General features: G+C 44.6%; 23 protein-coding genes. All 23 read right to left on the reverse strand.

The window, feature by feature from the left end:
• Positions 1-146: 146 nt before the first annotated feature.
• The 23 genes from hydF to FAY33_RS03490 all read right to left on the reverse strand — a co-directional run bounded on the left by hydF (position 147) and on the right by FAY33_RS03490 (position 20,581).
• Entirely contained in the window at positions 147-1,343 is a 1,197-nt protein-coding gene (hydF, locus tag FAY33_RS03380; RefSeq protein ID WP_143319336.1) for a [FeFe] hydrogenase H-cluster maturation GTPase HydF, read from the reverse strand.
• 31 nt (positions 1,344-1,374) lie between these two features.
• Positions 1,375-2,790, reverse strand: coding sequence for a [FeFe] hydrogenase H-cluster radical SAM maturase HydG (hydG, locus tag FAY33_RS03385; protein ID WP_143319592.1), 1,416 nt, complete (start codon positions 2,788-2,790; stop codon positions 1,375-1,377).
• A gap of 94 nt (positions 2,791-2,884) precedes the next feature.
• Complete coding sequence (locus FAY33_RS03390) at positions 2,885-3,136, reverse strand: TM1266 family iron-only hydrogenase system putative regulator (RefSeq protein ID WP_143319337.1); 252 nt, start codon at positions 3,134-3,136, stop codon at positions 2,885-2,887.
• A 168-nt stretch (positions 3,137-3,304) separates the two neighbouring features.
• On the reverse strand, positions 3,305-3,850 hold the full coding sequence (locus tag FAY33_RS03395; RefSeq protein WP_143319338.1) for a bifunctional adenosylcobinamide kinase/adenosylcobinamide-phosphate guanylyltransferase: 546 nt from the start codon (positions 3,848-3,850) through the stop codon (positions 3,305-3,307).
• Complete coding sequence (gene cobT, locus FAY33_RS03400) at positions 3,847-4,929, reverse strand: nicotinate-nucleotide--dimethylbenzimidazole phosphoribosyltransferase (protein ID WP_143319339.1); 1,083 nt, start codon at positions 4,927-4,929, stop codon at positions 3,847-3,849. Before cobT ends, FAY33_RS03395 begins: the two co-directional genes overlap by 4 nt.
• On the reverse strand, positions 4,926-6,317 hold the full coding sequence (locus tag FAY33_RS03405; RefSeq protein WP_143319340.1) for a cobyrinate a,c-diamide synthase: 1,392 nt from the start codon (positions 6,315-6,317) through the stop codon (positions 4,926-4,928). The genes cobT and FAY33_RS03405 overlap by 4 nt, the downstream gene beginning before the upstream one ends.
• Positions 6,301-6,882 (reverse strand): precorrin-6Y C5,15-methyltransferase (decarboxylating) subunit CbiT, encoded by a 582-nt coding sequence (gene cbiT / locus FAY33_RS03410; protein ID WP_143319341.1) that lies wholly within the window; start codon positions 6,880-6,882, stop codon positions 6,301-6,303. The genes FAY33_RS03405 and cbiT overlap by 17 nt, the downstream gene beginning before the upstream one ends.
• Positions 6,883-6,885: 3 nt before the next feature.
• Positions 6,886-8,343, reverse strand: a complete 1,458-nt coding sequence (cobK, locus tag FAY33_RS03415; protein WP_143319342.1) for a precorrin-6A reductase — start codon at positions 8,341-8,343, stop codon at positions 6,886-6,888.
• On the reverse strand, positions 8,336-9,070 hold the full coding sequence (gene cobJ, locus FAY33_RS03420) for a precorrin-3B C(17)-methyltransferase (RefSeq protein ID WP_143319343.1): 735 nt from the start codon (positions 9,068-9,070) through the stop codon (positions 8,336-8,338). The genes cobK and cobJ overlap by 8 nt, the downstream gene beginning before the upstream one ends.
• Positions 9,067-10,104 (reverse strand): cobalt-precorrin 5A hydrolase, encoded by a 1,038-nt coding sequence (locus FAY33_RS03425; protein ID WP_143319344.1) that lies wholly within the window; start codon positions 10,102-10,104, stop codon positions 9,067-9,069. The genes cobJ and FAY33_RS03425 overlap by 4 nt, the downstream gene beginning before the upstream one ends.
• Entirely contained in the window at positions 10,101-10,868 is a 768-nt protein-coding gene (cobM, locus tag FAY33_RS03430) for a precorrin-4 C(11)-methyltransferase (RefSeq protein ID WP_143319345.1), read from the reverse strand. Before cobM ends, FAY33_RS03425 begins: the two co-directional genes overlap by 4 nt.
• A 2-nt stretch (positions 10,869-10,870) precedes the next feature.
• Positions 10,871-11,548: a precorrin-2 C(20)-methyltransferase gene (gene cobI / locus FAY33_RS03435; RefSeq protein WP_143319346.1), complete on the reverse strand. Its 678-nt coding sequence runs from the start codon at positions 11,546-11,548 to the stop codon at positions 10,871-10,873.
• A gap of 31 nt (positions 11,549-11,579) precedes the next feature.
• Positions 11,580-12,758, reverse strand: coding sequence for a cobalt-precorrin-5B (C(1))-methyltransferase CbiD (cbiD, locus tag FAY33_RS03440; RefSeq protein WP_143319347.1), 1,179 nt, complete (start codon positions 12,756-12,758; stop codon positions 11,580-11,582).
• A 69-nt stretch (positions 12,759-12,827) separates the two neighbouring features.
• The gene (locus FAY33_RS03445) at positions 12,828-13,049 is read right to left on the reverse strand and encodes a small, acid-soluble spore protein, alpha/beta type (protein ID WP_143319348.1); all 222 of its coding nucleotides are present in this window, start codon (positions 13,047-13,049) and stop codon (positions 12,828-12,830) included.
• Positions 13,050-13,130: 81 nt separating this feature from the next.
• Entirely contained in the window at positions 13,131-13,322 is a 192-nt protein-coding gene (locus tag FAY33_RS03450) for a PspC domain-containing protein (RefSeq protein ID WP_143319349.1), read from the reverse strand.
• 21 nt (positions 13,323-13,343) lie between these two features.
• Positions 13,344-14,234, reverse strand: a complete 891-nt coding sequence (locus FAY33_RS03455; protein WP_143319350.1) for a hypothetical protein — start codon at positions 14,232-14,234, stop codon at positions 13,344-13,346.
• Positions 14,231-14,965 (reverse strand): DUF1700 domain-containing protein, encoded by a 735-nt coding sequence (locus FAY33_RS03460; RefSeq protein ID WP_143319351.1) that lies wholly within the window; start codon positions 14,963-14,965, stop codon positions 14,231-14,233. Before FAY33_RS03460 ends, FAY33_RS03455 begins: the two co-directional genes overlap by 4 nt.
• A complete protein-coding gene (locus FAY33_RS03465; protein ID WP_143319352.1) occupies positions 14,962-15,282 on the reverse strand; it encodes a PadR family transcriptional regulator in 321 nt (106 codons plus the stop codon). The genes FAY33_RS03460 and FAY33_RS03465 overlap by 4 nt, the downstream gene beginning before the upstream one ends.
• 43 nt (positions 15,283-15,325) lie before the next feature.
• A complete protein-coding gene (locus tag FAY33_RS03470) occupies positions 15,326-15,565 on the reverse strand; it encodes a PspC domain-containing protein (RefSeq protein WP_143319353.1) in 240 nt (79 codons plus the stop codon).
• A gap of 238 nt (positions 15,566-15,803) precedes the next feature.
• The gene (locus FAY33_RS03475; RefSeq protein WP_143319354.1) at positions 15,804-16,844 is read right to left on the reverse strand and encodes a TRAP transporter substrate-binding protein; all 1,041 of its coding nucleotides are present in this window, start codon (positions 16,842-16,844) and stop codon (positions 15,804-15,806) included.
• Positions 16,845-16,907: 63 nt separating this feature from the next.
• Positions 16,908-17,981: an ABC transporter substrate-binding protein gene (locus FAY33_RS03480; RefSeq protein WP_143319355.1), complete on the reverse strand. Its 1,074-nt coding sequence runs from the start codon at positions 17,979-17,981 to the stop codon at positions 16,908-16,910.
• A 24-nt stretch (positions 17,982-18,005) separates the two neighbouring features.
• Positions 18,006-19,055 carry an ABC transporter permease gene (locus tag FAY33_RS03485; RefSeq protein WP_143319356.1) on the reverse strand — a complete coding sequence of 350 codons (1,050 nt, stop codon included), beginning with the start codon at positions 19,053-19,055 and terminating at the stop codon, positions 18,006-18,008.
• A gap of 2 nt (positions 19,056-19,057) precedes the next feature.
• Positions 19,058-20,581 carry a sugar ABC transporter ATP-binding protein gene (locus FAY33_RS03490; protein WP_207705998.1) on the reverse strand — a complete coding sequence of 508 codons (1,524 nt, stop codon included), beginning with the start codon at positions 20,579-20,581 and terminating at the stop codon, positions 19,058-19,060.
• Positions 20,582-20,762: the final 181 nt, after the last annotated feature.

Raw genomic sequence — 20,762 nt, forward strand, 5'->3', positions numbered from 1 at the left:
CCCTGTATGTCTTTGTAATATTCTGTCAAACATTTAAAACTATCATATCACACTCGGTAAAAAATGTCATTTCTATATCAAAAAAGATAAGACCAGCTTCCTGACTCCGGATGCCGGTCTTATCCTTTTTTATTCTTCATTCCTGTTTATGAAAGCATCTTTTCTAACTCCGGAAGCACCATAAGGCTTCTTTTTAAAATTCCCTTCATAAACGCAATGGCAATGCCATAATTGGTAAACGGCACACCTGCATCAGCGGCACATTTTCTGCGGTATTCCATCTCTCTTTCATTGAGCATGCAGCCACCGCAGTGAATGATCAACCGGTATGGGCTTAAATCTTCAGGAAACTCTCTGCCAGAAGTCGTTTCTATGACAAGGTTCTTTTTCGTATACTCATGAATCCATCTGGGCAGTTTTACCGTTCCAATATCATCACACTGTCTGTGATGCGTGCAGCCTTCTGAAATAAGAATCTTATCGCCAGCCTCCAGCCTGGAAAGAGCTGCTACTCCCTTTACCGCATCCGTGAGGAAGCCTTTGTATCTCGCCATGAGAATGGAAAAAGATGTAAGCAGAATATCTTCCGGTGTATCTTTGCTCACCTGGGCAAACGCCTGGCTGTCTGTAATAACCATAGCTGGTTTTGTTCCCAGACGATTAAGGGCTTCCTTTAATTCTGTATCTCTTACAGAAATTGCAATTGCACCAGCTTCTAAAATGTCACGAATGGTCTGCTGCTGGGGCAGAATCAGCCGTCCTTTTGGAGCCGCTTTGTCAATAGGAATAACAAGTACCACCAGATCCAGAGGCTTTAACAGATCACCTACCAGCCTTTTTGTGATGTCACCAGTGTTCACCAGCTTTCCAATCCGTTCTTTTAACTCCTGGATAAACAGACCTTTTTCTGCGCTGACAGACAGTCCGTCGTCATGATCCTGGCTGCCGCTTATATCACATTTATTATAAGCAACCACATAAGGAATGTCTTTTTCTTTAAAAAGTCTTAACAGTTCCTGGTCTGCCTCTGATTTTCCAGCGGTCTCATCCACAACTAAAACGGCACAGTTCACCCTGTTTAAAATCTGTTTTGTCTTTCTGACTCTCATCTCCCCTAAAGTTCCTTCATCATCAAATCCCGGAGTATCAATAATCACTACCGGTCCCAGGGGAAGCAGTTCCATGGATTTATGGACCGGATCGGTGGTAGTGCCTTTTACATCAGATACGACGGAAAGCTCCTGACCTGTCACTGCGTTGACCACGCTTGACTTTCCTGCGTTGCGGCGTCCAAAAAAGCCGATATGTACCCGTTCGGATGACGGAGTTTCGTTAAGTCCCATAGGTTTTACCTCTCTTAAGCATCATAAGTGTTTAGAAGCGGAAATCTCTGATTCCTTCCTGGATTTTCTCCAGATGGTCTTCACAGATTAAGCGTACCTTTTCTTTTGGAATCCGGTCCAGTTCTGCCTTAATCAGTGCCTCACCGATCTTTTTCGTATCATCGGATGCATAATCCATCAGATATTCTTTTAAGGTCATAAGCGCATTGGGCTGACAGCAGTTATGAATCTGACCGCTTTTTAACAGCTTCATGAAACGGTCTCCGGTTCTTCCCTCCCGGTAGCATGCTGTACAAAATGATGGAATGTAGCCAAGATCCATGAGCCAGTGCACCACTTCGTCAAGAGAACGCTGATCAGATACATCAAACTGCTCCGTATCCGTAGGACGTTCTTCTTCCTGATAGCCGCCCACACTGGTTCTGGAAGCACCGCTGACCTGAGATACGCCCAGACGGATTACCTTTTCTCTTACCTTCTGGCTCTCACGGGTGGATACAATCATTCCTGTATACGGAACAGATACACGGATCAGTGCACAGAGCTTTGCAAAGATTTCATCGTCAATTCCGTTGGCAAAAGCAGACGGGTCAATATCGTCAGCCGCTTTGATCCGGGGAACGCTGATGGTATGGGGACCCACACCGTGAACCGCTTCCAAATGTTCTGCGTGCATTAAAAGTCCAGCAAATTCGTACTTATAAAGTTCCAGTCCAAAGAGAACCCCTAAACCAACATCATCCACGCCGCCTTCCATGGCACGGTCCATGGCTTCCGTATGGTAGGCATAGTCATGCTTTGGTCCTGTTGGATGAAGTTTTTCATAGCTTTCCTTGTGATAAGTCTCCTGGAATAAAATATAGGTCCCGATTCCTGCCTCTTTCAGCTTTCTGTAGTTTTCAACTGTCGTTGCAGCGATGTTTACATTCACGCGACGGATGGCACCGTTTTTATGTTTGATGGAATAAATGGTATTGATACATTCCAGAATATATTCAATGGGATTATTAACCGGATCTTCTCCTGCTTCAATTGCAAGACGTTTATGTCCCATATCCTGAAGAGCAATCACTTCTCTCTTCACTTCTTCCTGGGTCAGTTTTTTCCTTGCGATATGTTTATTCTTCATATGGTAAGGGCAGTAAGTACAGCCGTTTACGCAGTAGTTTGAGAGGTAGAGGGGAGCAAACATAACGATTCGGTTTCCGTAAAAATCCTTCTTAATCTGCTCTGCCAGATCGTAAAGCTTTTGTATCTTTTCGGGATTCTCACATGCCAGAAGCACGGAGGCCTCCCGGTGTGTCAGACCTTTTAAAGTTCTTGCTTTTTCAATAATCTGATCAATTAATTCCTCGTTGTGCTTGTTTTTTTCCGCATATTCGAGAGTTTCTAATATTTCTTCGTGTGAAATAAACTCTTCCGCCTTTAGTGACTTTGGATCATACATCATGTATTACTTCCTTTCTTTGGGGTCAGCATCCGCTTCTCCGTCAGTGGTATATTCTTTCATAAAGCCAGTGGCTTTTGAAATACTGGTTCTATCAGCCCCCTATGCCCTGATAGGCCGTCTTGGAACTGATTCCTTTTAGTTTTCCAATCTTGCCTGTTAACGCAGAGATGGTGGTCTGAGGTGCATCCACCGCAATACTTATGATACATACGCCTTTTTTCGGATATGGAATTCCCATTCGTCCAATAATAAAGCGACGGTAATCGTGGAGAATATCATTGAGCAATTCCACTGATTTTTCTTCCTCCACAACAATTCCGATGACAGCAATTCTTGTCTCCATACCTCTTCCTCCGTTTCAATCGTTTGTGTGTGATTATCCGCAAAGAAAAAACCGCACCAAAAAGGTACGGCTAATCATTCCCCAACTGCCGAACCTTCGGCCTCAAACATGGGTTTTTGGTGTCAGGATGCTACTATGTTTTAACAATAGCATATGTGAGGATTTTTTTCAATTAATTACTTTTAAAAATACAGGAATCCCTGCAATTACTTCTATAACCTGATCCGCCATGGCTCCAATTTTCTGGTTAATCAGGGCCAGGGTCTTCCGGTACACATTGGTTTCTTCGCTGTAACAGTCTCCATCAGAGAACACTTCATTGGTGACAATGGTGAAGTGGCGAGTCTGTTCTGCCACCTTTAAAATTCCTGTTATCACCTCTTTTACTACCTGTTCCGAAGAAAATCCCCTTTCTCCATCACCCATACCAAACAGTTCATTTGATACCAGATTAGACATGCACTCTAAAAGAACATCTGGTTTTTTTCCTTCATCCATTAAATTTAAACTTTTTAAATCCCGGTAACATTCCCGGGTTCTGAACTGTTTTTTTTCACGCATCTTCCTGTGCCTGTAAATCCTCTGTTCACATTCTTCATCCCATGGCTTCATGGTTGCAATGTAGATTCTTCTCTCTTCTCCATAACCCTCCACCAGATTTTCTGCATATTCTGATTTTCCGCTCCCGCTTCCACCGATTATAAGAGTAATCAAGACTTTCCTCCCATTGGTTTATATTCTTCAATTTTAATATCATGAAAGGAGCTCATCTTTCCATAAATATCGGCTGCCATAAGAAGAAGAGGTACAGCAGCAACTGCACCGCTCCCCTCACCCAGACACAGTCCTGCCTGAATCAGAGGCACAAGATTCAGTTCCTCAAGGAGCCGTCTTCCTGCCGGTTCCGCAGAAACATGGGAGGCAAGCATGTAGTCACTGCACCCCGGATAGATGTGCTCCGCCGCCAGAGCTGCTGTAGCAGAAATAAATCCATCCACCAGTATGGGAACCCGGTAAACAGCTCCTCCTAAGAACACGCCGGTAAGACCAGCCAGATCAAGTCCGCCTACCATGGATAAGACATCAATCCCGTCATGGCATAAGCAGGCGTAGCGGGAGATTCCTGCCTCAATTACTTCCAGCTTTCGCTTTAATCCCTGATCGCTTAATCCAGCGCCTCTCCCAGTCAGAAGTCCAGGGTCTTCCTTCAATAATATAGAAGCAACGGCACTGCTGGTGGTGGTATTGCCAATTCCCATCTCTCCTGTTGCGATCAGACCATACCCCTTTGATGACAATTCTTCCACGATGGACATTCCCGTTATAATAGCCTTAACTGCATCAGCCCTTGTCATGGCAGGCTCCTTTAAGAAGTTTTTTGTCCCATAAGAAATCTTTTTGTTCAAAAGAGGGTAACGGGTCTTTGATTTTAAATCCCTGGCTACCCCTATATCCACCGGAAAGACATCCACTCCCGCTCTTTCTGCCATAATGCAGACACTGCTGTTGCCATCCGTCATATTTTCAACAACAACGGCGGTTACTTCTTTTCCGGTCTGGGTAACCCCTTCTTCCACAATTCCGTTATCCGCACACATAATAACCAGAGCGCATGGTTCTGATTTTACCTCGGAGGTGCGGCGCATCCCTGCAATCTTTATCATGTCTTCTTCCAGTGCTCCCAGACTGTTCAAAGGCTTTGCCACCTTGCTCCAGCGCAGCCGGGACAGTTCCATGGCATGTTCATCCGGCGGAGCAATCTGGTGTAAATATGGTTCCAGTTCTTTTATCATAAAAGGTGTCCTTTCCGTACCAGAAGATCCCTGCATACCGTTACAAACCGCTTTGGAAGCAAAGGATTGGAGGGATAATAGAAATGAGGGAAGCCTGCAAACAGATTCTGCCTGCCATGGACACAATCCCAGTTTCTTTTCTGACCTGGTTTTTCTGCTCTTAAGTAATCCCCATTGTTTTCGCTGTCCCAGTAATGAAATTCATGACCTTTTATGGATTCTCCCACATGTAAGAAGGACAGATTTTCCTTTGGAAAGGCTTCCACATAACCAAATCTGGACAGACGTTTTGTGGGAAATGTCTTTCCTTTTATTATGCCTGCCATGGGATAAATTCTGTGATCTTCTGTCTCCAGTTCTTCATGAAGGTACATAAATCCACCGCATTCTGCCAGTATGGGAATGCCTTGTTGAAAAACATTTCGTATATCCGAAAGCAAGGAAAAATTTTCTGAAAGTTCTTTTCCGTGAAGTTCCGGATAACCTCCTCCAAAGATTAATCCCGATATGTCTTTTGGCAGATGTTGATCTTTTAAAGGACTAAATGGAACAAGTTTTGCTCCAAACTTCTCTAACAGTTTTAAATTCTCCTGATAATAAAAGCAAAAAGCCTCATCCATGGCAATTCCCACGGACACCGGCATGATTGTTTCTTTCGAAATCACCGCCTCTTCCTTCCCAAAACAAGAAAGGGCAGGTGCCTGGTCAGCAAGAGCGAGAAGTGCATCAATTTCAATGGTCTCTTCTATAATACATGCCAGACCCTCAAGCTGATTTTTCAGCCCCTCTAACTCTGACGGGAGAACCAGTCCAAGATGACGGCTGTCTAAACGTCCCTCTTCACATTCAGGCAGGAAGCCGTATACCTTTACTCCCAGTTTTTCAATCTCCGGCTTCAGCCTTTCAACCATGACTTTCGATGTGCGGTTTAAGATCACACCGGCAATACGACTGTCCTCTTTATAATCCAGAAAGCCCTTTATCACAGCAGCGAGGGAAAGGCTGGCTCCCTTGCAGTCCACGACCAGAACCACCGGCGCATCCAGTGTAGCTGCAACCTCATAAGAGCTTGCCCTGGTCGTATTTCCTCCCACTCCGTCATAATAGCCCATGACGCCTTCAATCAGAGAAATCTCCCCGTCTCCTGGCAGATCCAGAAAATATCTCTTTGCTTTTTCCTGATCCAGAAAATATGTGTCCAGATTGGCACTATCAATACCAAGCACCTGTTTGTGAAACATGGGATCAATAAAATCAGGTCCGCATTTAAAGGAACGGCAAGGAATGTTCCGCAGGGAAAGAGCCGTTAAAAGCCCACAGGTAATCATGGTCTTTCCGCTGCCGCTTTTCGGTGCTGCAATCAAAAGACGTTTATAGGGATTGCTCACGTTCCATTCCTCCCTCTCCTCCAAAAGACAGGATATACACCGGATTCAATCCCATCATCAGATGATAGCTTCCTGCTTTTTTTGCCTTTGATACCTGAACCTGAACCACCTCTGACGAAATACGATGATCTCTTAACCACTCAAGCACCTCTGCCAGGGATTCCAGAGCCAGAACATTGATCACCACACGTACAGCCGGGTTCTTTTTTAAAACCAGATTCAGGATCTCTTTCATGGAACCTGATGTTCCGCCTAAAAACACATGAGTGGGCATCTCCAGACTGCCTAACGCTTCCGGTGCGGTTCCTTCTACCACTTCCAGCCGGTGTGCAGAAAACTTTTCCTTGTTCGCACCGATCAGGCTGACTGCTTCCGGCTTTTTTTCAATGGCATAGACTCTGCCTGAGGGAACCAGAAAGGAAGCCTCAACAGAAACCGAACCAGTTCCAGCTCCCACATCATATAAAACCGAATCCGGAGTTAATTCAAGCTTTGAGATGGAAACTGCCCGAACTTCACTTTTCGTCATTGGTACCGCTCCCCGGATAAATAATTCATCTCTCATATACTACCTCTCAATTAATATTACCGACAGCACATCAAACTCCTGCTCCTTTAAGTCCTCCGGCGTTCCGGTTGTGATCCGCTCCCCGGCATAGGACAGACGCTCTCCAACAGAAAGCTTCACGTGGGAAAGACCTTCTTTTAACAGACTTTTGCAGATTGCATTTACCGTATTGGTGCCATCAAGCAGAGCAAACACCTTATTCCCATGAGAAAGTTCTTTCAAAATATCTCCTTCTCTTCCATGAAAGCTTACCAGGTGCACATCCTGCCAACTGGTTTTCAGTCTGGCACAAAAATAGGACACAGAAGATATGCCAGGCAGTACTTCCACATCATAGCTGCTTTCCAGAGAAGGGTCAGAAAACGCTTCCACCATCTTTTTTGCTCCGCTATAAAATCCCGTATCTCCGGAATAGAGAATTCCTATATTGAGAAACTCCTTATGTTCGTGAAGCCATGGAAGAATATCCGCTGCACTGTACCAGGGAAGCATTTTCCCATGAGAAATTACATCTTCTGCATCCTTAAGCATTCTCCCTGCACCAAACACAACGTCGCATTCCTTTAACACACTGACTGCCTGCCCCGTTAACTGACCTGCTCCTCCCATTCCGGCACCAATCAGGGTGACTTTCCGTCTGAGCGGCTGAAACAAAGAAGTTTTATCGGAAATCCCCACTTCTTCATCAGGCTCATATCCGTCCAGCACTTCTTTCACTTCTTCTGGTGTCATTCCGGTTTCTGGAGCGGGACGTCCGATGACTATGGCAGTAATCTGACATCTGGCAGCAGCTTCCATCTTCTCCTTGAATCCTCCCGCACTGCCGGATTCTTTCGTAACCAGAAAACGGATGTCATACTGCCGGATCATGGCTTCATTCATTTCTGTAGAAAAAGGGCCCTGCATGCCAATCAGATGTTTTCCCTTTATTCCCATATCTGAACAGGAGGATATGACTGGTACAGAAGGAAGCACTCTGGCATAAATCCGTTCTTCAAAGGATTTCAGAGCTGTATATTTTAAAAGTTCCTTGCTGCCCGTTGTGACCAGAACCCCTCCTACTGTATTTTGGAGATATTCCACAGCTCCTTCTACCGAATCAGTCCATATAATATGTCCGTCTTTTGCCGCATCGTTTTTATCTGTCAGGGATTTTCTTATTACACGGATTCTCCGGACTCCTGTATGTTCACATGCCAGCTTAATATTCTCGCTGACCACCGCCGCATAGGGATGGGTGGCATCTAAAACAAGAGTGATCCCATGCTCCAGAATAAAAGTCTCCATCTCTTCCTCATCCATAGGCGTCTGGTGAACAAAAAAATAAGGGCTGTCAGGAAGCACCATCTTCCCATATCCTGTGGCAACACTGATCCACACATTCTTTTTCTGCTCATGGCAGTATTCTGCCAGAAGCCTTCCCTCTGTGGTCCCGCCAAAGATCAGGATTCTACTCATGTCTGTATCCTCTTGGAGTAACCATCTTTCCGTTGATGTTTTTCGTCATGGAATTGCCGATATAAACAGTTGTAAACATATCCACCTGGGTCTCCCTTAACTCTTTGAGGGTCATAACTGCCAGTTCTTCTTTTTCCCTGCCTATATTTTTTGCAATTCCGCAGACGGTCTCCGGCTCCTTGTATTCCAGAACCATATCGCAGGCTTTCTTCAGATAATCTGCTCTTTTTTTACTGGAAGGATTATAAAGGCAGAGAACCATATCCGCTTTTGCTGACAGTTTCAGCCTTTCTTCAATGGACTCCATGGGAGTGAGCAGATCGCTTAAACTGATAACCGCAAAGTCATGGCCAAGAGGGGCTCCAAGAATGGCTCCTCCGCTTAAAGCTGCCGTGACCCCTGGAATGATCTCAATATCCAAATCCGCTTCTGCCAGCTCCAGAATCAAACCGCTCATTCCATATACACCGGAATCTCCGCTGCACACCATGGATACGGTCTTTCCCTTACCAGCCTCCAAAAGTGCCATCTCGCACCGCTCTTTTTCTTTTCGCATAGGCGTTGTAAGAAGTTCCTTTCCGGGAAAATGGTCCCGGACCAGATCTATGTATACAGTATACCCAACAATCACTTCGCTTTTATTGAGGGCATTAACCGCTCTTATGGTCATATCTTCGTAGGAGCCTGGACCGATTCCTACTACATAAAGTTTTCCTGTTTTTTTCATATTCTCACCTTCCAATCAAGAACAGCGGCTGCTACGGTTACGCCGTGAACCGGCTGTTTTTTTATAAAAAGAGAACCTCCTCCCAATTCTCCCATAAAGGTAATGGCTGCCCGTTCACATACATTATCGACCCCTGTCACCTGTTTTACAAAAGGCGAGGGGGTGAAGGTTCCTTCCGCCTCCAAAAGTACCTTTGCCGGATAAGTAACAAAAGGAATTCCATTTATATTGGCAAACCGGCAGATTCCTTCTTCTTCTTTTTTCAAATCAATGCTGGCACATGCTCTAAGACTCTCTTTGCTTATATTCCAGGCTTTAAGCACCTGGTCAACCGCAGATACAATTCCCTCCACCGGAATTCCCTTTCTGCAGCCAATTCCAAGAACCACCACCCGGGGAACCAGCTTTAAGGCATGTTTTAAATTTTCTTCCACCTGGTCTTTGATGGTAATATACAAATCCGTCTTACCAGACTGGCAGAAAGAAAGTCCCTGGGGCAAATTCCCTTCCACTGGAAAATCGCTGAAAAATCCCACCTTTTCTTCATTTAATAAAGCAGAAGAAATCTCTTTGATCATCGGCAGGCGGGTAATATATAGCCCCTGCTCCTGTGCAAAAAGATCCACTGCAAATTTATCATGAATATCCGTAGCTGTAGTAATGACCGCCTGTGCTCCCGTAATCTTCGCTGCCCGTTTTGTCAGTTCATTGGCACCTCCCAGATGACCTGATAAAAGAGAAATGGAGAAATGTCCCATGTCATCAAGCACTACAACTGCCGGATCCTTGTCCTTTCCCTGCAAAAAAGGAGCAATGGCACGAACCGCAATCCCTGCCGCCCCAATGAAAATAATCCCGTCTTTTTGTTCAAACTGTTGTCTGGTCCATTCCTTCAAAGAAGAGCTTACACGAAAAAGCCTATCCTCAGATGGACCAAATCCCTGACACTGATCTCCTTCTTTCGCCAGTTCTTCCATCAGATGTACGCATAACCCGGCTCCTGCCTTTGTAAAGCAGATAAGGGAAAGCTTCATGTAGGTTCACCAGTTCCCTTCCGGTATTCTGTTGTAAAAACAGGATCATAAAGCTTGGACCTTTCGTAAGAACTTTGAGATACGGCATTGCCTACTATAATTAAAGCTGTCTTTTTTATCTTATATCTGTCTGCCTCATCTTTCAGACTTTCAACGGTGCAGACAACCGTTTTCTCCTCTTCCCAGGTGGCTTTGTATACAATCGCAGCCGGAGTTTCGGGGGTATACCCGCCTTTTATCAGTTCTCTTGAAAGTTCTTTTAGCATGCCAGTGCTTAAAAAGATCACCATAGTAGCGCCATGGGCGGCAAAAGATGAGATGGATTCCCTATCCGGCACTGGAGTTCTTCCAGCCATCCGGGTGATTACCACGCTCTGGCTCACCTTGGGAAGGGTATATTCCATCTTAAGTGCTGATGCCGCTCCGCAAAATGAGCTGACTCCCGGACAAACTTCATAGGAGATATGAAGTTTGTCAAGAAGATCCATCTGCTCTCTGATGGCACCATAAATACATGGATCTCCCGTATGAAGCCTTACAGTTATCTTGTTGTCTTGTTCTGCCTGTCCGATTACGGCAATTACTTCTTCTAATGTCATTGCTGCACTGTCATAGACCTGACAGCCTTCTTTTCTCTCATCAAGCAGCACGGGATTGACCAGGGAACCTGCATAGATAATGACATCAGCCTGTTTTAGCAGTTCTTTGCCTCTGACAGTAATTAAATCCGGTGCTCCTGGACCGGCTCCTACAATATGTACCATATCTACCTCACAATCAATAATGAATAATAGCCTGCTGTATCAGGAATCTCTTCCAGGGAGCGGTATACCCGTTCCTCTGGCATTCCGCAGTTTTCCACCATCAGAGCTTCCAAACCGTTTTTTCTGACCTCTTCTTTTACCGCCTTCATCTGCCTTCCTGCCTTCATCAGAACTTTTACTCCCGGCAGTTTCAACGCATCGGAAATCTGGTAAGATGCAGGAATGATGTGAAGTTCCTCTGCTCCTGTGACAAGAGGAATCTGAAGCCTTGCTGCCACCGCACAAAAAGAGGGAATCCCGCTCTCTAAACGGAATTCATAGCCCTCTGCTTCCAGACGTCTGGTTAAATAGGTAAAGGTGGAATAAATACTCACATCACCAAGAGTAATAAACCCCACATTCTCTCCCCGTTCCAGACATTCCATGACCATTTCAGCCGCTTTTTCGTGGCTTTCTTCTAAAATCTTCTGATCTTTGGTCATCGGCATGGGAAGGCTAAGACACCTTTTATCTTCGATCTCCGGCACTGCCTGTCTGGCAATCTGGTAAGCAGTGCATTGCTCTTTGTCACTGTGGGGAATTGCAATCACGTTTAATTCCCGAATCCTCTTTGCCGCTTTTATTGTCATAAGTTCCGGATCTCCTGGTCCCACTCCGATTCCGTACATGATCCCTGCCATGCTGTTCCTCCTGTTGGTTTTATCCTTTGTTTTATCCTTTGTTTTCCTTTGAAAATATTCCGATTAATTCTTTTGCGCCTTTGCTCATGCCAAGGATTCCATAGGAGGCAGAAAATGTAACTACTTCCACGGTGATCCCCTGACTCCAGCCTGTGGCATATTCTTTTATTCTATGTACAACCTCATCCATAACCGGTTTTAAAATCTCATACTCCACTAAGATTCCTGCTGCATCCTCCATGGTATTGGCGCTTAAGATCCGCTGCTTTAATTCTTCATCCGGGCTAAAAATCCCACTGACACAGTCTAAGAGAATCTCCATGCGCCGGTCCCCATATTTGGAATGGGTGTTGAAAACACCGCCAGCCACCTTGATCAGTTTACCAATATGACCCACAAAAAGAATCTTTTCAAATCCTTCTTTTTTTGCCATACCAAAAGCTTCTCCAATAAAATTGCTGCAGATTACTCCATCCTTCATGGAAAGAGCCAGGGTTTCCTTAATAAATGCTTCCCCATAATTGCCGGGAGTTAAGATTACACGCTTTTCCCCCGCTACCGCTTTCATATGGAGTTCCAACTCAATGGTTGCTGTCAGTGCTGCTTCACTCATTGGTTTTACTATACCGGTTGTTCCGAGAATAGAAAGTCCGCCTTTGATGCCCAGTTTCCCATTAAAGGTCTTTTCTGCCAGTTCTTTTCCCTCCGGCATGGATATGGAAATCTTTAAAGAGCCTTCATATCCGGCTTCCCGTCTGGCATCTGAAACTGCCTGAAATATCATGGCTCTTGGAACCGGATTAATGGCAGGCATTCCAACAGGGCAGGATAAGCCTGGTTTTGTCACCCAGCCAATCCCCTCTCCAGCCGTCAGATAAAGGGGGCTGTCCTCATTCGCTTCCCCCTGACTGCAATAGCAGGTCTTTAATGCTTCTGCCTCGTCCTCTCCCAAATATTCCACCGCAGCAAAAACCATGGCATGGTGAGTTACATCAGGATCATCTCCTGCATCCTTTTGTACCGCACACACAGCCTTTCTCTGGTTTATGACAGCATGAAAAAGGGGCAGATCGGCCTCCGTCCCTTTTGGTGTAATAAGCTTCATATGTTGTATATAATTTCCACAAAGCAGCATAGCTGCTGCCGCTTTGGCGGCAACGGCTGCACAGGTTCCGGTAGTAAATCCGCTTCTCAGTTCACGTTTTTCCATTATTTATCCTCTTCGAGGTACATTATAAAATATTTTAGCCTCTGGTGCAAGGATATTCCGGTTTTTCCTCTATGCCTCTTCTGGTTTTTCTAAAACTTCTCTTTTTAGTTCTCTTTTTCTTTTGGTAATCAGACCTCCGATTCGTCCGCTCTCTTTTGCCGTCAGACTGCGCCAGCCCCCGGTTATTACTTTATCACTAAGTCCAAGCTCTGTGGCTATTTCAAATTTAAGTACTTCCTCTGGTTTTAAATTATGGGGATCAAATGGTTCATTTTTCTTTCCTTTTGACATCTCTTTTTCGTCTCCTTTCTTCCATCAGGGTATTTACCCTAGTGAGAGTATACCCCTGAAAAAAGGAATTAAACGTACCCCTTAATATCTTCTTGGAATAATAAGTGCGGCAATAATATATGCCAGGATTCCAGGACCGGAACAGGTTAAAAGCACCCATAAAAGCCGGATAATTGTTGCATCAATGCTAAAATATTCTGCAATTCCTCCGCACACGCCGCAAAGCATCTTATCAGTATCTGACCGGTATAATTTCTTTTGATTGTCGTCCATCTTTGTTCTCCTCCTGTATCATCAGTTTCCATAGTTCACTTTAATTGCGCCTACTTCCACATCTAAATTCATGTCTTTTTCTGCTCCATGATCAAACTGGTTGCTGCTTTCTAAAACAGACATTCCATCCTCTCCCAGCTTCACGGCTCCAAGTTTACAATTTAAATCATAATTAAAATCTTCCTTTTTGCCGCCTGGATTTAATGACACGGCTCCTGCCCTGCATTTGACAGATACATCACCGTTCATGGCTCCTGCAAATGCCAAAGCTCCTGCCTCCACTTCCGACTGAAAGGTTCCGACCTTTCCCTGCTCAATTCTGATTGCACCGCCTCTGGCGGTCAGATCCATCTCAACGGCATTCAGTCCTTTCGCACTCATCGTCAGTCTGGTCACCTGTCTTTTCTGATTCATACCAGAACGGTGTAAATCAAAGTCCACACGGGAAAATTCATAGTTCTTTGGTATATGAATGGTAAAAAGTATCTCGTCTCCCCTCCGGTTCTTCTTTCCTGAACGGTTTGACAGTGTTAATATGCCCTCCTCTTCCGTAATCTCATAACCAGACGCCTCCTGATTGCTGTTTATGGTGATGGTTTCATCTGGAGAATCATCTTTTATTAAAACCATTCCTAAGGTAATGTCCCCATGAAGCTCCTTCACACCTTCTGTGGTATATATGATTTCCCCCTGATCCATATAATATCCAAAATCCTTGTCAGAGAGAAAATCTTCCTGGTCAAATAATTCATTGCTGGAAATATCCCCCAACTGGGTCTTCCACTGCTTCATCGGTTCCGGGAGAACATCCATTACATTCCCTCCAAATGCCGATGATACCACGGCAATTGCTCCGCCTGCAAAAATACAGATCAGCGCTGCCGTCAGACATGCCTTGATAAACCGGTTCATAGACTCCTCCTTTTACGAAATAAGTTCTGAATCAGATTTACACAGCTTTCAAATAAAAACGGGATAAATCTGCCGTAAAACAACCCGCTTAAAGCCAGACCTAAAAATCCGATTCCTAAAATCAATACCCCTGCACCAAGGACCAGAAGTCCGCCTAACGGATGAATCACTGTGGAAACAAATCCAGCCACGATTAAAGCAATTCCCGCGGCAAGAAAAGCCAGCGTAAGGGCACCTACAACCACCACCACTGCAATTAATACTCCAAACAATCCTCCCACCAGTCCAAGCAGCCCGCCTCCGATTCCAAGCAGCATGGGAGATGCTGCCACCAGAAGAAGAATCCATACAATAAGCCTTGCCCGTCGTCCTGCCTCGCGAGGTTCTTCTTTTTTATTTCCTGATTCCGCCTTCCCTCTGTCTTCCATATTCTCTGATGCCTCCGGAAGATCATAGCGGTTGGCTACCTGATAATTAGGATCTTTGAAGCGTTCATCCTCATAACCTTTTTCTGTAAATTCTCCCCCATCCTTTAGGTTGCCTGAAATCTCTGTACGGATAATTGCCGCAATCCGCTCCGGACTTCCGAAATTGCTGATGACCTCTTTTTCACTCTCCGGTCCTGCCTCTTCCAGATAATTCCTGTAATATTCAATGGCATCTGCTTTTTCTTCCTCTGGAATATCAGAAAGCAAATACTCCAGTCTTTCCATAAACTCTTCCATGCTCATATATGTGCCTCCTCAAAAATCCGGGATATCTTCTTGGAATAATTCTCCCACTCCCCTTTATACAGGTTCAACTGGACCCGTCCTTTTTCCGTAATCTTATAATATCTCCGGTTTCTTCCATCAAATGCCTTATCATACACTTCCAGACACTCTTCTTTTTGCAGCCTTCTTAAAACCGGATACAGGGTCGATTCCGAAATTTCTATTACATTCCTCACATCCTGGGTAATCTTATAACCATAGGTGCCTTCTGCGTCTATGGATACTACTGCCAGAACAATGGCATCCAATAAGGCTGCTCCTGTGTTAAAAACCATATGTTCACTCCTATCTCTGCTGGCAAAATACAGCCTCTTCCCTCTAATTCTCCGGCTCCACGGGTATAATTACCGCTGCAATAATATAAACCACCAGACTGGTTCCTACCAGGGAAAGCCCCATCATTGAATGAAACAGCAAACGCCATGACTGAAACATCATAAGGAATATCCAAATCAGTCTTATCATGACCGGATCCACCCGAAAGTACTCTCCAATGCCTCCGCAGATCCCGCAGATCACCTTATTTTTTCTGGAACGGTACAACTTCTTCGGTCCCATAAAAGCCGCCTCTCTTTCTTGTATAAAACAATATATAATATTATTTCATTCTCTATATTATATCGTGTATAGTATATATTATATGTTGTATAATATTGTTTGTCAACTCTTATTACATACTTTTTATAAATCTTCTCAGGCTCATAGCTGGGAAGAAATAAAAAACGAACTCCCACTCAGGCTTATCCTGGTATGGAAGTTCGCTTTTTATTTCATAATATATTATTTTCGGATTCTATTACCGCTCCTGGGCAATCCGGTTTACTACATCAATATAATCGCTGCAATAGGTCTGATACACGCTCATGACTGAAGCCCTGAAACGCACCTGTTCCGAGGGGCTTAATTCTGTCACAATACAGCCCGCTTCTTTCAGCTTTTCCTTTACGGACTCTTCCCTGATTTTCCAAAGCTCTCTTTCATAAAGAGCCGATTCCTCACCGCAGGCTCTGATAATCTCCTGATCTTCTTTCTTTAACCGTTCCCAGGTGGACTGGGAGGCAAGCTGCATCTCCGGAATCCGGCTATGGGCATCTAAGGTAATGTATTTTGCCACCTCATAATGGTTCATGGTTTCATAAGAAGGCCAGTTATTTTCAGCCCCGTCGATAGAACTTGTCTCCAGTGCTGCATACACCTGAGAGTAGGCCATTGGCACCGCCTTTGCCCCCAGGGCTTCCACCATTGCCGCCATCATATCTGACTTTGCAACCCGAATTCGCATTTTTCTTAAATCCTCAATCTTTTCAATGGGGTGTGAAGAATTATAAAAGTTTCTGGCTCCTGCATCAAACCAGGACAAGGCAACCAGTCCACTGCCATTTAATTCTTCTTTGAACTCCTCGCCGATTGTTCCGTCTAAAACCTTCCACATATGAGTTTCATCCCGATAGATATAAGGAAGCTGAAGCACATTAAATTTAGGCTTTATATCGGTCAGCATCATGACCGATACTCTGGCAAAATCAATGCCTCCATATTGAAGCTGCTCTGCAATCTGATTCTCATCTCCCATATTTTCCCCGGAAAATACATTGATTTTAATTCTTCCGTTGGTTCTTTCAAAAACCAGTTGGGCAAATCTTTTCGCTCCCTGTGTGGTGGGATAATCGTCAGGCTGGTTATCTGCATAGGTAAATACATATTCCGGAACGGTGCTCCTGCCGGAAAATAAAGAAAACTCCTCTTTGAATTTTGCATTCCATAACGCCAGGATTCCCATGGCCAGTACCACAATCAGTACCGCCGTTCCCCCTGCCTTTACAATCCGTTTATCCATTTCTTCACCCCCAAAACGCCTCCCCTGGGCACAGAGGAAGCGTTTAAACTTTATGATTATTTTTTATGGATTGATGATTGACTGAACCTCTTTGTCATCTACATTGGTTTTATCAACCATGATAACGCCGGTGTCAATGGTCTTTTCTTTTACGGTTCCGCCTGCTGCCAGTTCCAGAGCAGTTCTTACACCGTCATATCCCATATAAAACTGACGCTGTACCACAGATGCTACGTCGTACTCGCCGCTGCGGATCATGGTCTCGATCTCAGCAGAGAAGTCAAAGCCTACCATGGAAATGTCTGTACGTCCGGATTCAGTAATACCAGTTACAAATCCTACTGTAGAACCATTATTTGGACCAAATACTGCTTTTAAATTAGGATAGGTGGTAATAAAGTCCTGGCAATATCCAACTGCTTTGCTGATATCTCCATCATTGACCTTAATATCATTATTTAAAACCTTCCAGTTTGCAGGAGCATTGGCAGACCAGTATTCATTAAAGCCTTTTACCCTGTCATTGATAGTCTGTGATCCTGTTGATCCTACCTGGATTGCAACCTGTGCTTCTTCTGTTTCTGAAATTCCTTTGTCTTTTAATCTGCGGATCAGTTCATCTGCTGCAGTCTTACCAGCTTCCACATTGTTGGTCAGTAACGCTGCACTGTAATTGTCGCTGTTAATAACTGTGTCCACAAGTACAACTGGAATTCCGGAATTATTTGCCTCTGTAATAGGTGTGTCAAGAGATACACTGTCAAGAGGTGCAATTACAATACCATCTGCCTGCGCAGATACTGCATTCTGAAGAAGAGTCAACTGCCCTTCAATATCAGATTCCAAAGCCGTTCCGATTACAACCACGTTGCAGCCAAGTTCCTTTCCTGCCTGTTCTGCACCTGCCTGGAGAACACTCCAGTACTGATTGCCCAGAACTTTTACGATGACATAAATGGTTTTCTCCCCATCTTTTTTAGCCGGTGTTTTAGCTCCGTCTGTCTTTTCAGATGCTGTTTCTTTTCCAGCACTGCCTGCTACTGTGGTGTTGGTGTCTCCGCCAGACTGGCTTCCACAGCCAACCAAACCGGTAACTGCCATGGCTGCTGCCAACAAAACTGCTGCTACTTTTCTCATTTCTTTCCCTCCTGAGTTTTTACTTTATTTTGTCAAGCCAAAAAACCGCTTGATTGCCCCTAAGTCACCGCTCTTTTTGGCTGTCTGGGAAGCAACTGCAATCAGAAGAATTATACCTACGATTACCTGCTGCCAGAATGAATTGACACCGTTTAAGTTCAGTCCGTTTCGGATCACACCCATCATCAGAGCACCGATTACCGTATTTAAAATCGTTCCTTCTCCTCCGAGAATGGAGATTCCACCAAGTACAGAAGCCGCAATTGCCTCCATCTCATAGCCGTTACCTGCAGTTGGCTGTGCACTGGAAAGGCGGGACGCTACCAGAATTCCGCAGATGGCTGCTGAAAGTCCCGAAATACAATAAGCGAACATACGGGTTTTTACTGCATTAATACCAGATAATTTTGCCGCCTCTAAATTAGAACCGCAGGCATAGATCTGTCTGCCGATACGCATCTTTGCAAGTACAATTCCAAGAATTAAAGCATAGACCAGAGTGATAATAACACTGTACGGAAGTCCGTCTCCGCCGATTCTTCCGCCTCCCAGGATATAGAACTGCTGCTGAACTTCTTTGGAAGGAATGTTGGTTGTGTAAAGGGGCGCTCCGTTTACCAAAACGTTTGCCATACCCCGGTAGACCCACTGGGTTGCCAGGGTGGCAACGAAAGGAACCACTCCCAGAATCTCAATGAAAAATCCGTTCATAATACCAGTAACCACGCCCATTGCCAGGCACAATATAATACATACAATCAGTGGAAGCCCCTGTATTAAAAGAGCTACCATAATGATTCCCGACAGCGCCATAGAAGCACCTGCTGATAAGTCATTTCCGCCGCAGACAAGGCAGAAGGTCAGACCGCATCCGATGATGGTATAAGTTACAATCTGCTGCAGAAGATTCTGCAAATTGGCCGGAGCCAGAAATTTCGCCGGTTGAAGAACCGAAAACAGGATAAACAATCCGATCAGGATTCCCAATGAATAGATTGCCCGCCTTGTTGCCGCATCAAACCTGCTAAACGAAGCGCCTTTCTTTCCCTGTCCTTTTGCTTTTAATGTCACCATTGTTATTCTCCCTCTCTCTTACCTGCACCCGATAACACCGGAGCCGGTTTTCCTTCCAGTTTGTTATACCCTGCTGCCAGATATAAGATTTCTTCCTGGGTGGCAGTCTTTGCATCCAGTTCCCCGTTTATCTCTCCCTGATGAATAACCAGAATCCGGTCACTCATTCCAAGAATCTCCGGCAGTTCTGAAGAAACCATAATAATTGCTACGCCCTGGTCACTAAGCTGGTTAAACAACTCATATACCTCGTACTTTGCCCCTACATCAATTCCTCTTGTGGGTTCATCTACAATCAGGACTTTTACATCATTGCAGAGCCATTTTGCCAAAACCACTTTTTGCTGGTTTCCGCCGGAAAGATTCCTGCATAACTGACGGACACTGGGGGTTTTGGTCCGCATCCGCTTTACATATTTTTCCGCATTCTCAAGACCTGCTTTGTCATTGATGAAGCCAAATCTGGTCAGACTGGGAAGATGCGCCATGTTCGTGTTATATTTAATATCCAGCCCTAATGCCAGACCGTCCCGTTTCCGGTCCTCTGTGGCATATCCGATTCCATGTCCGATTGCCTGGATAACAGAACTAACCTTAATCGGCTTTCCATCCATCCACAATTCCATGGAATCCGGCTGGTCTGCACCAAAGATACATCTCATAAGTTCGGTTCTTCCTGCGCCTACAAGACCTGAAATTCCAAGAATTTCACCTTTTCTTACACAGAAATAATCGGCATTTACCTTTGTTCCTCTTTTTACATTTCTTGCCTCCAGCATGACCTTGCCAATGGTTCGTTTGTGTTTTGGATATTTATCCTCTAAGGAACGTCCTACAATCATATTAACCAGTTCGTCCATGGTAATCTCGTTTAAATTCTTGGTGCCGATATACTGACCGTCACGGATAATGGTTACCCGCTCGCAGATCTGGTTTAACTCCGCCATACGGTGGGAGATGTAAACCATTCCAACCCCTTTTTGTTTCAAACGTCTGATAATTCCAAAAAGCTGGTCAATTTCTTTTTCTGTTAACGTTGCTGTTGGTTCATCAAGAACCAGTATTTTAGAATTAAAGCTGATTGCCTTGGCAATCTCCACCATCTGCTGCTGGGCAATGCTTAAACTGCCTACATGAGTATAGGTATTCAGTTCAATTCCCAGGTCATCAAGAATCTTCTGTGCTTCCTGGTGCATCTTTCCATCATCAATAAAGATTCCTTTTGTATGAGCTCTTCCGATAAAAATATTATCTGCAACGCTTAAATGTCCGCACATATTCAGCTCCTGCATAATAATACTGACTCCAAGCTCATGAGCTTTTGCAACGGAATCTATTGATACTTTTTCTCCTTCAATAAAAATCTCACCGCCATCTGCCTGGTAGACCCCTGACAGAATCTTCATCAATGTGGATTTTCCTGCTCCATTTTCTCCTACAAGTCCTAAAACCTCACCTTTATATACGGATAAACTGACTTGATCGAGAGCCTTGACCCCGGGAAAACTTTTACTTATTCCTTCCATTCGAAATAATTCCTGTTCCACCCTTTATCCTCCTCTCTGCCTGTTGCACACCTGCTGTGTTTAAACTAATTATACTGGTTAAAACCCTCTCTTTCTATGGTATTTTTTTAATATCCTTAGTAATTTTTTAACATATTTCGTTATTAGCCACAAAAAAACACCTGTATTTTTCTCATACAAG

The sequence above is a fragment of the Clostridium sp. HBUAS56010 genome (genome assembly GCF_007115105.1).
Lineage (GTDB): Bacteria > Bacillota > Clostridia > Lachnospirales > Lachnospiraceae > Lacrimispora.

What these genes read in the sequence shown, in the direction of transcription:
- hydF (WP_143319336.1), bottom strand. Translation starts at nt 1,343, where the DNA reads ATGGGACTTAACGAAACTCCGTCATCCGAACGGGTACATATCGGCTTT.
- hydG (WP_143319592.1), bottom strand. Translation starts at nt 2,790, where the DNA reads ATGTATGATCCAAAGTCACTAAAGGCGGAAGAGTTTATTTCACACGAA.
- FAY33_RS03390 (WP_143319337.1), bottom strand. Translation starts at nt 3,136, where the DNA reads ATGGAGACAAGAATTGCTGTCATCGGAATTGTTGTGGAGGAAGAAAAA.
- cobT (WP_143319339.1), bottom strand. Translation starts at nt 4,929, where the DNA reads ATGATAAAAGAACTGGAACCATATTTACACCAGATTGCTCCGCCGGAT.
- cbiT (WP_143319341.1), bottom strand. Translation starts at nt 6,882, where the DNA reads ATGAGAGATGAATTATTTATCCGGGGAGCGGTACCAATGACGAAAAGT.
- cobK (WP_143319342.1), bottom strand. Translation starts at nt 8,343, where the DNA reads ATGAGTAGAATCCTGATCTTTGGCGGGACCACAGAGGGAAGGCTTCTG.
- cobJ (WP_143319343.1), bottom strand. Translation starts at nt 9,070, where the DNA reads ATGAAAAAAACAGGAAAACTTTATGTAGTAGGAATCGGTCCAGGCTCC.
- FAY33_RS03425 (WP_143319344.1), bottom strand. Translation starts at nt 10,104, where the DNA reads ATGAAGCTTTCCCTTATCTGCTTTACAAAGGCAGGAGCCGGGTTATGC.
- cobM (WP_143319345.1), bottom strand. Translation starts at nt 10,868, where the DNA reads ATGGTACATATTGTAGGAGCCGGTCCAGGAGCACCGGATTTAATTACT.
- cobI (WP_143319346.1), bottom strand. Translation starts at nt 11,548, where the DNA reads ATGGCAGGGATCATGTACGGAATCGGAGTGGGACCAGGAGATCCGGAA.
- cbiD (WP_143319347.1), bottom strand. Translation starts at nt 12,758, where the DNA reads ATGGAAAAACGTGAACTGAGAAGCGGATTTACTACCGGAACCTGTGCA.
- FAY33_RS03445 (WP_143319348.1), bottom strand. Translation starts at nt 13,049, where the DNA reads ATGTCAAAAGGAAAGAAAAATGAACCATTTGATCCCCATAATTTAAAA.
- FAY33_RS03450 (WP_143319349.1), bottom strand. Translation starts at nt 13,322, where the DNA reads ATGGACGACAATCAAAAGAAATTATACCGGTCAGATACTGATAAGATG.
- FAY33_RS03455 (WP_143319350.1), bottom strand. Translation starts at nt 14,234, where the DNA reads ATGAACCGGTTTATCAAGGCATGTCTGACGGCAGCGCTGATCTGTATT.
- FAY33_RS03460 (WP_143319351.1), bottom strand. Translation starts at nt 14,965, where the DNA reads ATGAGCATGGAAGAGTTTATGGAAAGACTGGAGTATTTGCTTTCTGAT.
- FAY33_RS03465 (WP_143319352.1), bottom strand. Translation starts at nt 15,282, where the DNA reads ATGGTTTTTAACACAGGAGCAGCCTTATTGGATGCCATTGTTCTGGCA.
- FAY33_RS03470 (WP_143319353.1), bottom strand. Translation starts at nt 15,565, where the DNA reads ATGGGACCGAAGAAGTTGTACCGTTCCAGAAAAAATAAGGTGATCTGC.
- FAY33_RS03475 (WP_143319354.1), bottom strand. Translation starts at nt 16,844, where the DNA reads ATGGATAAACGGATTGTAAAGGCAGGGGGAACGGCGGTACTGATTGTG.
- FAY33_RS03480 (WP_143319355.1), bottom strand. Translation starts at nt 17,981, where the DNA reads ATGAGAAAAGTAGCAGCAGTTTTGTTGGCAGCAGCCATGGCAGTTACC.
- FAY33_RS03485 (WP_143319356.1), bottom strand. Translation starts at nt 19,055, where the DNA reads ATGGTGACATTAAAAGCAAAAGGACAGGGAAAGAAAGGCGCTTCGTTT.
- FAY33_RS03490 (WP_207705998.1), bottom strand. Translation starts at nt 20,581, where the DNA reads ATGGAAGGAATAAGTAAAAGTTTTCCCGGGGTCAAGGCTCTCGATCAA.